This window comes from Virgibacillus ainsalahensis (genome assembly GCF_055380755.1).
The window spans coordinates 1,454,659-1,469,816 of the sequence record NZ_AP043943.1 but is presented as its reverse complement, the minus strand read 5'-3'; the positions used below and the strand labels follow the sequence as shown (position 1 = coordinate 1,469,816).

Here is a 15,158-nt window from a genome sequence, read left to right as displayed (position 1 = left end):
AGTGTTCAAAAATAACTGAGAATAATTTGTCAGATTCAGAAACATTCGGCCTTGGTTCGGTAATTTTTGCACTAGCTTTATTGAATACCCAGTACAAGTATTGCACAATTCTGCTCTTAAAAGAACATTACAAATTAACTTTTTCTAATAAATCTTGTTAGAAAGAATCCATCAGTATTAAATGTTTGCGGGAATAATTGCAAACCGTATTCAGTAACCCCAACGGATTTCTTTATATTGACAGGAAGCTCTTCAAAAAAATTTTTATCTATTAAATAATTTGTGTTTCTCTCCAGAAACTTGCTTACTACATTTTGATTTTCCTCCACATCAACCGTGCAGGTACTATAGAGCAAAAACCCCTTTTTCTTAAGCAAAGGAGCAACACTTTCCAGTATTTCCAACTGTATTGTCGATAGACGATTTATATCAGATTCCTGCTTATCGTATTTTATTTCCGGTTTTCCTCTAATTACACCCAGACCGGAGCACGGTGCATCGACTAATATTCGATCAAAGCTTTCCTTTTGATGTTCACTCTGCAATTTTCTTGCATCGCCTGCTTTTGCATCAATAATGGTTAACCCCAGACCAGCGGACTTTTCATCAATAAGCTTTACCTTCTTTTTATGAAGATCATAAGCATGAATTGTTCCCTTATTTTGCATTTTTTCAGCAATATGAGTTACTTTTCCACCAGGGGCACTACAGGCATCCAATACTTGCATGTGTGGGCGTGTTTCAAGCATTTCAGCCACAAGCATAGAACTTTGATCCTGTACGGAGACATAGCCTTCTTTAAATAATTCCGTTTTTAAAACATTTCCCTTATCGACTATAATCCCTTGACTAGAAAATGAAGACGGTCTTGCTTCTAAGCCTTGTTCATTCAATTTTTGTATGGCTTCCTCACGGGTTATCTTCAATGGCTGTACACGAACAGAATTGGCTTTACGCATCAGGTTTGCTTTACACATTTCTTCAGTAATTTCGTATCCATAAAAAGAAATCCATCTTTCTACAAGCCATTGTGGATGACTTGTCTCAATTGAAAGCCGTTTTGTATCATCTGTTATGGCACTGGTTTTCGGAACACCTCTTCGCTGTATGTTTCTCAGTACCCCGTTCACGAAAGAAGAAATACCTTTATGTCCACGTTGTTTGGCAATTTCCACAGCTTCATGAATAATCGCATGGTCCGGTATTTTATCCAAGTAGACCATTTGATAAACAGACATACGTAATAACATCTTTACCCACTGATCAAGTTTTTTCTTTGAATCAACAAAATCATCCAAATAATAATCCAGCGTGAATTTTTGTTGAATTGTTCCATAGACTACTTCTGTAAGCAACCCTTCATCTTTTGGATTTATTTTTCCCGACCTTAATTCATGATCGATAAGTAAATGACTGAATCCTTTATCCTTATCGATACGTATCAGTAAATTCAACATAGTGTTTCTTAATTGATAATCAGCCATCTTATTCACCCATCACAATATCAGTTTTTATTCGCTCTGAAGATCCTAACAAATATTCTTTGACGGTCATTCTTTTTTTCCCTGCTGGTTGAATTTCTCTAATTTGAAGACCTTTCTGGTTGCCGCATAAAACGACAAAATAGTCTTCCTCTTTTCGAACAATTTCGCCTGGCTTACCCTTGTATTCCTTATCATCCAATTCACTCCACCAGAGTTTCATGACTTTACCATCATATAAGGTAAAGGCAACTGGCCATGGATGCAAACCCCTTATATGGTTATAAATTTCAGTATCTGTCTTTGTCCAGTCAACTTTTTCTTGTTCACGCTTTATATTTGTCGCAAAGGTTACACTTACTTCATCCTGCTTCTTCGGTGTTAACTCATTTTCAAATAATTTTGGCAAAGTTTGGACCAATAATTCCGCTCCTGTTTTCGAAAGCTTATCATGCATAGAGCCGACATGATCGTCTGCTTCAATTGGTACGGATTGCTGAGTCAGAATATCACCGGCGTCCAGTTTCTCAACCATATACATAATTGTTATACCAGTCTCTTTTTTTCCCTGCATAATGGCATAATGGATTGGTGCACCGCCACGCAGTTCAGGAAGTAATGAGGCATGTACATTAACACATCCGAACTCTGGAGTCTCAAGTAAGTCCTTTGGTAAGATCTGTCCATATGCTGCTGTAACAATTAAATCCGGATTATACTTTAGAATTTCCTCATAGCCATCTTTTAATTTTTCCGGCTGAAAGACTGGAATTTGATGTTTTTCAGCTTCTATCTTAACCGGTGGTGGTGTATTTATTCGTTTTCTTCCTTTTGGCCGATCAGGTTGTGAGACGACAAGGACAACTTCATCATCCGATTCCACTAATCTCTGCAGAATTGGTACGGAAAAATCCGGTGTACCCATAAAAACAATTCTTTTCATAACAAAAACCTCTTTCTGGATTAATACATGTTTAATCTACCTTACAATAAGTGATAAGGTTGCATGTCTACAGTTATCAATAAATTATCTTTTCTTATTTCATCTTTGAATTGATCAAGTATTTTATTTATATATTCCCGTAATTGTGGTTCATTTCTGTATTTTACCATGCATTGATAACGATATCTATCTTTGATACGAGGAATTGCTGATGGAGTAGGACCAAGCACCACTGTATCTCCTTGGACACTTTTCATAAGCATCTGAACAATCTGTTGAGTTGTCTGAACAACTTTCACCTGGTTTTCATGTGAAATGGTCAGAAGCACTAAAAAGACGTATGGCGGATACCGGAATGTTTTACGCATCATCATTTCCTTCTTATAAAATTCACTAAAATCATAGATGGATGCCAATTCAATACTGTAATGATCAGGGGTATATGTCTGCACAATTACTTCTCCTGGTAATTCATGTCTTCCCGCTCGTCCACTTACCTGTGTCAGCAATTGAAATGTTTTTTCTGATGACCTGAAATCCGGTAAGTGAAGCATAGAATCTGCTGTTAGAACACCAACCAATGTGACATTCTCAAAATCCAAACCCTTTGCAATCATTTGCGTACCGAGTAAGATATCTGCTTCCCCATTGGCAAATTTGGTTAATAATTTCTCATGGGCACCTTTCCTTCTCGTTGTATCCACATCCATTCGGATCACTCCGGCTTGAGGAATCAATTGTGTTAATGCTTCCTCCACCCGCTGTGTCCCAGTACCGAAATACCTGATTAAGTCACTTGAGCATTCCGGACAATTTAAAGGCATTGGCTCTTCATAAGAACAATAATGGCATTTTAATTGATTGCTGTTTTTATGATAAGTAAGAGCGATATCACAATGTGGACATTCTTTCACATGACCGCATTCCCGACATATTACGAAGGTCGAGTAACCTCTTCTGTTTAATAATAAAACAATCTGTTCGCCTTTTTGAATACAATTTTCAATTTTTTCTTTTAGACTGTTGGAGAACATGGTCCGATTGCCTGCATGAAGTTCTGCTCTCATATCTACTATTTCGACATTAGGCATCGCCTTGTCATTTGTCCGTTTACTTAATGTTGCTAACTTATAGACCCCTTTTTGTGCTCTTGCGTAGGATTCCAGTGTGGGGGTGGCACTGCCAAGAATCACCGGACAGTGATGATTTCCCCCCCGGCGTATAGCTACATCCCTGGCATGATAACGCGGTTGGTCCTCCTGTTTGTAAGTTGTTTCATGCTCTTCATCAATAATGATAATTCCGAGGTTTTCAAACGGAGCAAAAATCGCCGACCTTGCTCCAACAACAACTTGTACTTCTTTTTTGTGGATCCGGCGCCATTCATCATATTTCTCCCCTGCTGAAAGAGCACTATGCATTACAGCAACATTGGATCCAAATCTTCCTTTAAACCGTTTAACCATTTGGGGTGTCAGTGAAATTTCCGGTACAAGTACGATTGCTTCTTGTCCTTTGCTGATAACTTTTTGAATAGCCTGTAAGTATATCTCTGTCTTTCCGCTTCCTGTTACACCGTGGAGAAGAAAAACATCATGTGCTTCATTTTCTACTTTTTCATTAATCGGTGTAAGTGCGGTTTGCTGCTGATCCGTTAATTTCAATGGAACAGTCTCAGCAAATGCATCATCATCATAGGGATTGCGATATGTTTCAACCCGGTACGATTCCAGCAATGATTTATCTTCCAATGCTTTCACTGTACTGCTAGTTGTCTGTAATTTTTTCAGGAGTAATTGTTTTTCAATAGCTTCTGGACTTTCAATAAAAAATCGCAGTAATTGCTGTTGTTTTTTTGCATTCCCAGGCAAATCTTGAACGGCTTCTTCCAATAAATAGTTTTCTCTGGCAGGCTTTAACATTGTAATATATTTTTTTGTAACTTTTGATTTTACGAGATACTCAACGGAAATTTCTCCATTCTGAATGCCTTTTTGAAGTTGACCATAGCTCACCGCAGATGTTTCTAGTTCTTCAAAGGGAATCACATCTCTTCCTGCAAAAAGATTCTCGAGCACAGGAGGCAACTCTTCCCCTGTCATCCGAACAATTTCTTTTTTATATTGCGCCTTCAATACCTGTGGAAGCATCGCCTGTAATGCTGTTATATAAAAGCTTAATGTTTCATTTGCCACCCATTTCCCAAGGTCCAGTAGTTCTTTTGTTAATACTGGAGTTAAATCCAGCACATCTGTAATTTCTTTTAATTTGGCGAATGATGATCCGGCTGCTTTCCCAACGACAAAGCCCATTACTTTTCTGGGGCCAAAAGGGACAATAACACGCATCCCATTTTCAAGGATTTCTTCAAATCTTTTCGGGATGCTATAGTCGAATGTTTGATTAATGGAACTGGCCGGAACATCAACAATGACTTTTGCTATACTCACACCGATCCATCCTTCATATCACGATCAATAAATTTTAATATTTTTTCTGCAACTTCATTTTTTGTTGCTAAAGCGATTTCTTCTGTCTGTCTGTTTTTATTCATATAGGTGGCGATGTTGGTATCACCGCCAAACCCCGCTCCTTCTGTTGAAACATTGTTAATAATGATGGCATCCAGGTTCTTTTTCTTCAATTTCTGTAGTCCATATTCCAATGGATTAGTAGTCTCTGCAGCAAAGCCTACCAAATATTGATTTTCCTTTTTTTCTCCGATTGATTGAAGAATATCTTTTGTGCGCTCCATTTCAATTTGCAATTCCCCACTTTGTTTCTTCATTTTTTCATTATAAGTGTGTTTCGGTCGGTAATCTGCAACTGCAGCTGCTTTGATGACAATATCGCTGGTTGAAAAATGTTCATTTATTACCTCATGCATTTCTTCAGCTGTTGTCACATCCTCACGCGTAATGTTCTTGCTTGAAATTGTCAGCTCAGACGGTCCAGCAACAAGGGTTACATCTGCACCGAGTTTTGCGGCTTCTTCAGCCAAGGCAAATCCCATTTTACCTGAAGACCTGTTTGTAAAAAAACGCACAGGATCAATTTGTTCTCTTGTAGGACCTGCTGAAATCAGGATTTTTTTACCTGCAAATAACGCATTAACAGTATGGTGATTTTCTATTGTACTGATAATGCTCTCCGGTTCCTCCAATCGGCCTTTACCTATCCAGCCACATGCTAAATAGCCATCACCTGGCTCAATAAAATGGTAGCCCCAATCTTCCAATTGCCTCATATTTTTTATTACAGCCGGATGTGCATACATATTTACATTCATGGCTGGCGCTATGTAGACACTAGCCTTTGTTGCCAACAGAGTGGCAGCTAACATCTCATCAGCAATTCCATTTGCAATTTTACCGATAATATTAGCTGTAGCAGGTGCGATTAGCACAATATCCGCCCAATCAGCTACATCAATATGGGCTATTTTTTCCGGATCTTTTTCATCAAATGTATCAATATAGACAGGATTCCTGGATAAGGCCTGAAATGTCAAAGGGGAAACAAACTTCGTCGCATTTTCTGTCATTATCACTTTTACATTTGCCCCTTTTTGAGTTAATTTACTGACTAAGGCACATGCTTTATATGCTGCTATCCCACCAGAAACACCTAAAAGAATATTTTTGTTATATACCATCACATAAACCCCTCTCACAAATCATCTTCTACCTTATTTATAACATAAATAATCCCAGTACCTAATTATGAAGAATCATAGAATAATTAATAATCCCCCGCCAATGATAATAAGCGGGGGATTCTGATTAATTTTCTGCTACTTTTAATTTTTCTTCCAATATTTCTTCCAATGCCATGCCAACATACTTATGTGACGTAGGATTCTCAACCAGTACTTTCTTTGTTTCACTGATTTGTCTTGCACGTTTGGCAGACAAAGTAACAATTGTATACTTTGAATTAATTTTCTCCTGCAGTGCATCGATGGATGGTTCTAACATCATTACAGTTCAGCCTCCAGTAACTTTTTATATTGTTTTGCGATTCGCTCCCGCTTTAAATGTTCACTTTGGATAATTGATTGCACCTTGCTCACTGCACGTTCAACCTGATCATTCACAACTACATAATCATATGCATCCATTAACTCAATTTCTTTTCTAGCTTCCTTCAGCCGGTTTAATACTAATTCTGATGACTCGGTGCCCCTGTTGACGATTCTATTCTTAAGTTCCACCAGACTTGGCGGAAAAAGAAATATAAATACACCTTCCGGAAAATTTTTCTTAACCTGCATCGCGCCTTGAACTTCAATTTCCAGAAACACATCATTCCCGGCAGCGATTGTCTCTTCCACATATGCTCTGGGGGTCCCATAATAATTATTAACATACTGAGCATATTCTAAAAGCTGATTATCCTTGATCAGTTTTTCAAAATCCTCTTTTGTTTTATAGAAATAATCGACTCCATCTGTTTCACCAGGGCGTCTGTCCCTGGTTGTCATGGATATGGAGTATCGCAAATCAGTGACTTCCTCAAAAAGCGCTTTTCTTACAGTACCTTTCCCTACTCCAGAAGGCCCGGAAAGGATAAATAAAATCCCTTTTTCCTTAATCAAAACATTTCCTCCTATTTCAAAAGCTATTATTCATCATTCATTTCTTCATGCGTTAATACTCTCTGGCCAACTGTTTCAGGCTGCACAGCAGATAAAACCACATGATCACTATCCGTGATAATTACTGCACGTGTCCTTCGCCCATACGTTGCATCTACCAATTTGTTATTATCTCTTGCAACCGTAATAATTCTCTTAATTGGTGCTGATTCTGGAGATACAATCGATATAATTCTATTCGCAGAAACTACATTTCCAAATCCTATATTAATTAAACGTAAACTCACCTTTTTTCCCCCTTGGTTACTTCTCTATATTTCATCTTTGTTTACTAAAATTCGCTCTTAAATCTATAATACGTTTATTATAAGGAAAAAGATAGCGAAAATGCAAGGTTTTACTCAATATTTTGTACTTGTTCTTTAATTTTCTCAATTTCACTCTTTAAAGCTACCGTATATTCACTTATTTCGGCATCAGTGGATTTAGAACCAATTGTATTAGCTTCCCGATGCAATTCCTGTGTAATAAAATCCAACTTTCTGCCAATAGGCCCAGTCTCGCCCAGCGTGTCATTAAAATGTTCAATATGACTAAACAGACGGACAATCTCTTCGGTGATGTCTCCTTTTTCTATTAGAAGAACAATTTCCTGATGAATTCTTGCCTCATCTACTATAATGGTTTCATCCAAATGTTCCTCCATTCTTTTGCGAATGCGTTCTTTATAGGACTCCACTGCACTTGACCTTAATGTTTGTAAACAAGAAACAGTGTGATGAATTAATTCCATTCTTTTGTTTATATCATGTAGTAAAAAATGGCCTTCAGCTTCACGCATCGTACGAACTTCTTCACATGCTTTTTCCATGCTATTTAGAATAGAATCTTTCCATTCATCCGGCTGGTTTTGTAATTCCTGAATGGTAATTAAATCAGGAATAGTGGTTATAATTGTTGCCGGTATATCTCCTGACAGTTTGTATCGCTCCTTCGCTTTACCCACCTGTTGCATATACTGATCCATTAAATCCCAATCTGTTTTCAATGTTTTGTGAATAAAGCCTTCTCCTTCAACACTGATATATACTTCCACCCGACCCCGGTGAAAGTAAGTATGTATCATTTTTTTAATCTTATCTTCCAGAAATATAAAAGTTCTGGGAACCTTGGATGCCACATCCAAATACCTGTGGTTAACACTTCGTATTTCTACAGTTATTGTTGTATTATCCAAGGATAACACATTTCTCCCGTATCCCGTCATACTCATTACCATTATTATCACATCCGTATCTCAATTATAACGATAAATATTCTAAAAAGAAAACCCGAATCTGCTATTACATTAGATTACAGATTCGGGTATCATTCGTTATTTTTTTGTGAATCCAAATAGTAAACTAGGAAGTGCACCAAATGCGATAATAAACACCCAGTCTCTCAAACTTAAAAATGTGGTATGGAAAATCGGATGTAATGGCTCCCAGTAAATTACAACAAGCAATAACAATAAAGATGAAAGTACAGCGAATACTAGATACATATTTTCAAATGGGTTTCTTGAAAAGATTGAATTCTCACTACGGCAGTCGAAAACATGAATAAGTTGTGCTATTACCAGTGTTGTAAAAGCTACAGTCTGGCCATAAATCAGATTATCAGGATTATTTTGATATGTGAGCATAAAGGCTACTAACGTTACAATTCCTATCATAATACCCCGGCTGATAATCTTATAACCAAGCCCCCTGGAAAAAATCCCTTCTCGTGGATTACGTGGCCCCCGTCTCATAACATTTTCTTCCGTTTTATCAAGGCCGAGCGCCATTGCCGGCAGACCATCTGTAACTAGATTAACCCATAATATTTGCACAGGTACAAGAGGCAGTGGCAGTGCAAGCATCATTGCAAATAGCATGACCAGAATTTCTCCGACATTTGATGCCAATAAATAACGGATGAACTTTCGGATGTTTTCATAGATATTTCGACCTTCCTGAATGGCTGATTTAATTGTCGCGAAGTTATCATCCATTAAAACTAAAGAAGAGGCCTCTTTTGTTACATCCGTTCCGCTTATTCCCATACTTATCCCAATATCACTCGCTTTTATTGCTGGTGCATCATTCACTCCATCCCCTGTCATTGCTACAATATGTCCTCTTTCCTGAAAGGCTTTGACAATTTTTAATTTATGTTCTGGTGTAACTCTGGCAAACACATAGGTGTCATCAATAACATCCTCCAGTTCTGTAACAGACATTTGGTTTAATTGATGTCCTTCCAGCACAAGCCCATTCTCGGGTAAGATATTCAGATTTGCTGCAATAGATCTGGCAGTTTTAACATGATCTCCGGTAATCATTACTGTTTTTATGCCAGCTTGTCTACACTCATCAATTGCCGGTTTGACTTCTTTTCTTGGTGGATCAATCATTCCATAGATACCTATAAATGTCAGGTCTTTTTCGATAAAAGCCGTGTCCAGGGAGTCATTTTTTGAAATCGGCTTCATACCGATTGCTATCGTTCGTAATGCTTTATCAGCCATGTTATTTACAGCTTGTTCAATTTTATTCTTGTCTCTTTCCTTCAGCAGCTTTCTTCCGTTACTATCGATTGAAAACGCAAATCTGGGCATAAGAACATCGGGGGCGCCTTTTGTAATTAAAAAACGCATTTCATTTTCATCTTCTACAATAACACTCATCCGTTTACGCTCGGAATCAAATGGAATTTCTTTAATAATACGATAATTCTCACCTTTACTTGCTGTTAGCCCTATTTTTCTTGCTGCAACTAAAAGCGCTCCATCCGTTGGGTCCCCATCGATAAAATATTTTCCTTTTTTCACGCGCAAGGAAGCATTATTGCAAAGCATCCCATATAAAAGCATGGATTCCAAGTTGGGGAAATGATCATTCGCCTTTTTATCGTTCAGAAAATAGTCTCCGCGAATATCATAACCGTCACCTGTTACATACAAATGTTCTTCGTTTATATAAACTTCCTTAACTGTCATTTGATTCTCGGTCATTGTACCTGTTTTATCGGAACAAATAACAGAGGCCGATCCCAATGTTTCAACAGCCGATAATTTTCGTACAATCGCTTTTTTTCTAATCATGCGCTGGACACCTAATGATAGTGCAACAGTCACAATTGCCGGTAAGCCTTCCGGAATTGCTGCTACAGCAAGAGAAATCCCTGCTAAAAACATATTATAAACGGTATGCCCCTGGAAAACCCCCAGTGCTACGACCAGAGACGTTAGAACTAATGCAACCACAATTAATATTTTCCCTAGTTCAGCAAGCTTTCTCTCCAATGGTGTGACAGTCTTCTTTGTGCTTACCATCAATGATGCGATCTGTCCCATCACTGTGTTCATACCCGTTCCGACTACAATACCAACACCAGAACCTCGTGTAACCAGTGTCCCCATAAACCCCATATTAACCTGATCCTGTGCATCCAAACTGTCTGTTACAATAGCAGTTGCATGTTTCATCACTGGAAGGGATTCCCCGGTCAAGGCAGATTCTTCTGTTTCCATACTGTTTGATTTTACAATCCGGACATCTGCAGGGATTCGATCACCACTATTTAATTTAACAATGTCTCCAACAACAACATCCCTTGAATTGATTTTTCCCCATTTTTCTTCACGTAAGACACTTGCCATTGGCGCTGATAATTCTTTCAGCTTCTCGAGGGAGTTTTCCGCCTTCTGCTCCTGGAAGAAGCCAATTATTCCATTCACTAAAACAATTACCATAATAGCTATTGCATCAATAAATTCTCCAAGTAGCCCGGCTATTAATGTTGCAGCGAGTAAAACGATAACCATAAAGTCCTGGAATTGCTTTAGAAAAATTAGCCATTTGGATGTTTGCTTCTGTCCCTGAAGTATATTCTCTCCATATTGCTTGCGCCGTTGTTCCACTTGTTTAGCTGTTAGTCCTCTGCTTGATGTTACATGTAGTTTTTGCTCGACACGATCTACATCTAATTGATACCATTTCACATTGTATCCCTCCAAATCAGCCAGCATGTCTTCGAGATTTTAGCCGCATTTATATTCTCACTATGATTTCTATGCAGACTTGTCCTAAAAAATGCTATAATTACAGAATGAGGTGATTGTATGCCATTTGATGGTATTGTAACTAGAGCAATAACAGAGGAACTAAAACAAGAAATCCTACCAGGAAAAATCACGAAAATTTATCAGCCAACACAAACAGAACTCATTTTCACCGTTAGAAGCAAGGGAAAAAATCATGCATTATTATTTTCCATTCATCCAACATACGCACGTTTTCATCTGACGAATGACGCTTATAAAAATCCGCAGGAACCACCGATGTTTTGTATGATTCTAAGAAAACACCTATCGGGAGCTATCATTGAGGAAATCGAACAATTTGGAATGGAACGTATTGTGACCTTTTCTATTAAAACGAGAAATGAAATTGGCGATATCGCTTATAAATCACTCGTGATTGAACTCATGGGAAAACACAGTAATGTAATGTTAATTGATAAAGAAAAAGGTCATATTATCGACAGTTTGAAACATGTATCCATGTCCCAGAACCGCCACCGAATCATTCTTCCTGGACAGGACTATGTACTTCCACCAATGCAGAATAAATTAAATCCCCTTGAAATAGATGGTGATCAATTTATTCGAAGACTTGATTTCAATGCGGGTAAACTGGATACACAAATTGTTCATACATTAGTCGGCTTCTCTCCCCTGGCAGCAAGAGAGATCGTACACCGGGCCAGTTTAGGTTCCTCCAATGTATTTATGAATAAATTCCTGGAGGTCCAAGAACAAATCCAAAATAACTTATACACTCCGGCAATTTATCGAAAAAATAAAGAAGACTTTCATGTTCTCCAAATAACTTCCTTTGATGGTGAAAAAGAATCTTTTTCATCAACCAATACATTGCTGGACGAATTTTATTCCGGTAAAGCGGAACGTGATCGCGTTAAACAACAGGCAAAGGATTTATACCGTTTTATTAAAAATGAAAAAGATAAAAATATAAGGAAGTTAAAAAAGCATAAACAAACAATGAAAAAAGCAGAAGGAGCAGACCGTTTTCAAAAACTTGGTGAACTACTGACAGCCCATATGCACCTTGTATCTACAGGTGATGCGTCCGTTTCGGTTGTCGATTATTATGATCCGGAACAAAACGAAATGACCATCGATTTAAATCCGAATAAGACTCCAAGTGAGAATGCGCAAAGCTATTTCAAATCCTATCAAAAGTTGAAAAAATCAAGAGAGGTAATTGAAAAGGAGATTATCAAAACAAACGAGGAAATTAATTATTTTGACCAATTACTGCAGCAAATTGATGTAGCAGCAGTCGAAGATATCGAGGAGATACGAGAAGAGTTGCGGGAAGAAGGATATTTGAAGAAACAGAAAACGCATAAGAAAAATAAAAACAAACCGAAAAACCCGGTTCCTGAAGAATATAGAGCATCGGATGGAACAGTGATTCTCGTTGGTAAAAACAACAAACAAAATGAATATGTAACAACAAAACTGGCTCATCGGGATGATATTTGGCTCCATACAAAAGATATTCCGGGTTCTCACGTGATTATCCGATCCGGAGAACCGCATGAACTTACGCTAAAAGAAGCAGCAGAAATTGCAGCATATTTTAGCAAATCCAGTGACTCCTCCTCTGTCCCGGTTGATTACACAAAAATAAGACATGTAAAAAAGCCAAATGGAGCAAAACCGGGCTATGTAACCTATGATAATCAAAAAACATTGTATGTTACTCCAAATCAAAAGACAATTGAAAAATTGAAAAAGAAATGAAGAAACGGATGATTCCGCCTGGAATCATCCGTTTCTATAATTAAACTGCTTTCGGATTTAATTTTACTTCAATATTACCCCTTGTCGCTTTGGAGTATGGACAGAATTGATGGGCAGCTTCTGCTAACTCTTCTGCTTCTTCAGCGCTAACACCCTCAATTTTAATATTTAACGTAACACCAATCTTAAAGCCGCCGTTATCCTCATCTTTCATAAAATCTACATCCGCTGTTGTTTCAGAATCTATTTTTTTATTTTGCTCACCGGCTACATGGCTTAACGCTCCATCATAGCAGGCAGCATAACCTGCAGCAAAAAGCTGCTCCGGATTTGAACCTTTATCTGTTTTATTGCTGGCAGGATTTACCAAGTTCAGATCAATTAATCCATCATCTGATTTTACGTGTCCATCTCTACCATTTTTTGCAGTTGCACTTGATGTAAAAATAACTTCGCTCATTTTATTCACTCCCATATAATGTGTTATATTGGGATTCTTCCTTTAATTGAATAGATTTAAACATTAAATAATGATTTATTTGTTAATGTTTGAATAAAATGATCCACTTGGGGCAGTTTTCGAATACCGTCTTGATAACAAACCCAGGTTCCTCTTGTCACAGGCTTGCCGTCTAATGTTAATGGAACATTAGGATATTCATCTTTCATGGAATCCGAGACGCTCTCGGGAAGTACAGCCATGCCAATCCCCTGTTTCATAAATTGCTTACAGGTTTCAATCTGGTCTACCGTAATCATTTTTAATGGCTTGATTTCTTCCTGATGGTGATATAGCCAATGATCCACAAGTTCATGCATACTATCATCACTGCTGAAAGAAATTAATGGACGTTCTTTTATTTTATTTTTTGGGAATGACTCTGTATCAAAAATGTATAAAGGATCTTCAAACAAACTGACCGAAGTACATTCTTTTAATTTCTCGCCCCTGATAATACAAACATGGTAGTTTTTATGGTCCCGTTTAATGTCTTCACTGATCCCTGTAACTAGCTCAATTGCTACTTTTGGATAAGTAGCCGTGAATTCTCCCAGAATAGCAGGTAAAAATCTTTGGCTGATCAATGAAGAACAAGCAATGGATAAAGTTCCTTGTACCTCTTTACTAGAAAGAGCAAGTTTATTTTTCAATTCCTCTTCCTGTGTGATTACCTTTTCTGCATGCTCCAGAATCATCTCGCCTGTTGGAGTCAGCATTAGGCGTTTTGGTGTTCGTATAAAAATGGGGTGGCCGAAATATTCTTCGATATATTTTAAACGTTGAGTAACAGCAGGCTGTGAAATCAAAATAGCTTTTGCCGTACCTCGAATTGTACCTATTTCATTTAATTTCAGGAGTAGTGCATAATCTTCAATCTTCATGGTTGAAACCCCCTATCATATAAGTAATTGTTATCACTTTACATTATATACTAATATTATACTTATTTCATTAGATAACATATCATAGAAGAAAAGAATGATTGAAAGGGAGTTTTCTAAATGTGGGAAAAAGATAATGTCCGAAGAGTGTTTTCAAAGAGTAAAGAAGCATATGTCACCAGCAGTACACATGCAAAAGGTAGCGATTTACCATTACTAATAAAATGGTTGGAACCTAAAGAGAATATGAAGGTACTTGATATTGCAACAGGCGGGGGCCATACAGCAAAATATGTATCACATTACGTAAAGACCGTAATTGCCACTGATCTGACAAAAGAAATGCTGGAGAACACTGCACGTCATTTAAGAGCCTGTACGAATATCGAGTATGTCGTTGCAGATGCAGAAGATCTGCCCTTTTTGAATAATACGTTTGATATTGTAACATGCCGCATTGCTGCACATCATTTTCCCAACCCGGAAGCATTTATATCCGAAGTCCAACGTGTTTTAAATAAAAACGGAAAATTTCTATTCATCGATAACATAGCTTCCGAAGAACCAATTCTGGATAAGTTCATTAATAGGTTGGAAAAAATGCGTGATTATAGTCATGTTCGCTCTCTGAAAATATCCGAATGGAAACAGATTCTTCATCGGAACAATTTATCAGTAACTCAGATGCAATTAAGAAAAAAGACTTTACCTTTTGAGGAATGGCTAGCTCGAACATTAACTAAAGAAGAAGCGAAGACGGAAGTAAGGAATTTTATATTAGATGCTGCTAAAGAGATACAAGATTACTTTCAAATAAAGATAGAAGGGCGAGATATTCAAACATTTACCATTGATGAATGGATGATTTTATGTCAAAAGAAATGACCAGCACAG

General features: G+C 37.6%; 13 protein-coding genes. 2 read left to right on the top strand and 11 right to left on the bottom strand.

Going from position 1 to position 15,158, the window contains the following annotated elements:
- Positions 1 to 134: 134 nt before the first annotated feature.
- From rsmB to ACZ427_RS06910, 9 genes are all read right to left on the bottom strand, one after another.
- Positions 135 to 1,484 carry a 16S rRNA (cytosine(967)-C(5))-methyltransferase RsmB gene (gene rsmB / locus ACZ427_RS06950; RefSeq protein WP_461179701.1) on the bottom strand — a complete coding sequence of 450 codons (1,350 nt, stop codon included), beginning with the start codon at positions 1,482 to 1,484 and terminating at the stop codon, positions 135 to 137.
- Between the two features lies 1 nt (position 1,485).
- Positions 1,486 to 2,424, bottom strand: a complete 939-nt coding sequence (gene fmt / locus ACZ427_RS06945) for a methionyl-tRNA formyltransferase (protein ID WP_461179702.1) — start codon at positions 2,422 to 2,424, stop codon at positions 1,486 to 1,488.
- A 41-nt stretch (positions 2,425 to 2,465) separates the two neighbouring features.
- Positions 2,466 to 4,874 (bottom strand): primosomal protein N', encoded by a 2,409-nt coding sequence (gene priA, locus ACZ427_RS06940; RefSeq protein WP_461179703.1) that lies wholly within the window; start codon positions 4,872 to 4,874, stop codon positions 2,466 to 2,468.
- On the bottom strand, positions 4,871 to 6,079 hold the full coding sequence (gene coaBC / locus ACZ427_RS06935; RefSeq protein ID WP_461179704.1) for a bifunctional phosphopantothenoylcysteine decarboxylase/phosphopantothenate--cysteine ligase CoaBC: 1,209 nt from the start codon (positions 6,077 to 6,079) through the stop codon (positions 4,871 to 4,873). The genes priA and coaBC overlap by 4 nt, the downstream gene beginning before the upstream one ends.
- Before the next feature lie 127 nt (positions 6,080 to 6,206).
- The gene (gene rpoZ, locus ACZ427_RS06930) at positions 6,207 to 6,404 is read right to left on the bottom strand and encodes a DNA-directed RNA polymerase subunit omega (RefSeq protein WP_461179705.1); all 198 of its coding nucleotides are present in this window, start codon (positions 6,402 to 6,404) and stop codon (positions 6,207 to 6,209) included.
- The gene (gmk, locus tag ACZ427_RS06925; protein WP_461179706.1) at positions 6,404 to 7,021 is read right to left on the bottom strand and encodes a guanylate kinase; all 618 of its coding nucleotides are present in this window, start codon (positions 7,019 to 7,021) and stop codon (positions 6,404 to 6,406) included. The genes rpoZ and gmk overlap by 1 nt, the downstream gene beginning before the upstream one ends.
- A gap of 26 nt (positions 7,022 to 7,047) precedes the next feature.
- Positions 7,048 to 7,308, bottom strand: a complete 261-nt coding sequence (gene remA / locus ACZ427_RS06920; protein WP_461179707.1) for an extracellular matrix/biofilm regulator RemA — start codon at positions 7,306 to 7,308, stop codon at positions 7,048 to 7,050.
- A 110-nt stretch (positions 7,309 to 7,418) separates the two neighbouring features.
- Entirely contained in the window at positions 7,419 to 8,300 is an 882-nt protein-coding gene (locus ACZ427_RS06915) for a YicC/YloC family endoribonuclease (protein WP_461179708.1), read from the bottom strand.
- A gap of 96 nt (positions 8,301 to 8,396) precedes the next feature.
- Positions 8,397 to 11,051 carry a cation-translocating P-type ATPase gene (locus tag ACZ427_RS06910; protein WP_461179709.1) on the bottom strand — a complete coding sequence of 885 codons (2,655 nt, stop codon included), beginning with the start codon at positions 11,049 to 11,051 and terminating at the stop codon, positions 8,397 to 8,399.
- Between the two features lie 120 nt (positions 11,052 to 11,171).
- Between ACZ427_RS06910 and ACZ427_RS06905 the strand changes: the two genes are divergently transcribed.
- Positions 11,172 to 12,881, top strand: a complete 1,710-nt coding sequence (locus tag ACZ427_RS06905) for an Rqc2 family fibronectin-binding protein (RefSeq protein ID WP_461179710.1) — start codon at positions 11,172 to 11,174, stop codon at positions 12,879 to 12,881.
- 40 nt (positions 12,882 to 12,921) lie between these two features.
- On the opposite strand, the gene ACZ427_RS06900 is transcribed toward ACZ427_RS06905, so the two are convergent.
- Entirely contained in the window at positions 12,922 to 13,341 is a 420-nt protein-coding gene (locus tag ACZ427_RS06900; protein ID WP_461179711.1) for an organic hydroperoxide resistance protein, read from the bottom strand.
- A gap of 56 nt (positions 13,342 to 13,397) precedes the next feature.
- Positions 13,398 to 14,264, bottom strand: coding sequence for a LysR family transcriptional regulator (locus tag ACZ427_RS06895; protein WP_461179712.1), 867 nt, complete (start codon positions 14,262 to 14,264; stop codon positions 13,398 to 13,400).
- A gap of 120 nt (positions 14,265 to 14,384) precedes the next feature.
- On the opposite strand from ACZ427_RS06895, the gene ACZ427_RS06890 reads away from it, so the two are divergent.
- Positions 14,385 to 15,149: a class I SAM-dependent methyltransferase gene (locus ACZ427_RS06890; RefSeq protein ID WP_461179713.1), complete on the top strand. Its 765-nt coding sequence runs from the start codon at positions 14,385 to 14,387 to the stop codon at positions 15,147 to 15,149.
- Positions 15,150 to 15,158 lie beyond the last annotated feature (9 nt).

Bases quoted from the DNA above. Each gene is read 5' to 3' on its own strand.
- fmt (WP_461179702.1), bottom strand. From the start codon at position 2,424: ATGAAAAGAATTGTTTTTATGGGTACACCGGATTTTTCCGTACCAATT.
- rpoZ (WP_461179705.1), bottom strand. From the start codon at position 6,404: ATGATGTTAGAACCATCCATCGATGCACTGCAGGAGAAAATTAATTCA.
- ACZ427_RS06895 (WP_461179712.1), bottom strand. From the start codon at position 14,264: ATGAAGATTGAAGATTATGCACTACTCCTGAAATTAAATGAAATAGGT.
- ACZ427_RS06915 (WP_461179708.1), bottom strand. From the start codon at position 8,300: ATGGTAATGAGTATGACGGGATACGGGAGAAATGTGTTATCCTTGGAT.
- ACZ427_RS06905 (WP_461179710.1), top strand. From the start codon at position 11,172: ATGCCATTTGATGGTATTGTAACTAGAGCAATAACAGAGGAACTAAAA.
- ACZ427_RS06890 (WP_461179713.1), top strand. From the start codon at position 14,385: ATGTGGGAAAAAGATAATGTCCGAAGAGTGTTTTCAAAGAGTAAAGAA.
- coaBC (WP_461179704.1), bottom strand. From the start codon at position 6,079: ATGGTATATAACAAAAATATTCTTTTAGGTGTTTCTGGTGGGATAGCA.
- rsmB (WP_461179701.1), bottom strand. From the start codon at position 1,484: ATGGCTGATTATCAATTAAGAAACACTATGTTGAATTTACTGATACGT.
- ACZ427_RS06900 (WP_461179711.1), bottom strand. From the start codon at position 13,341: ATGAGCGAAGTTATTTTTACATCAAGTGCAACTGCAAAAAATGGTAGA.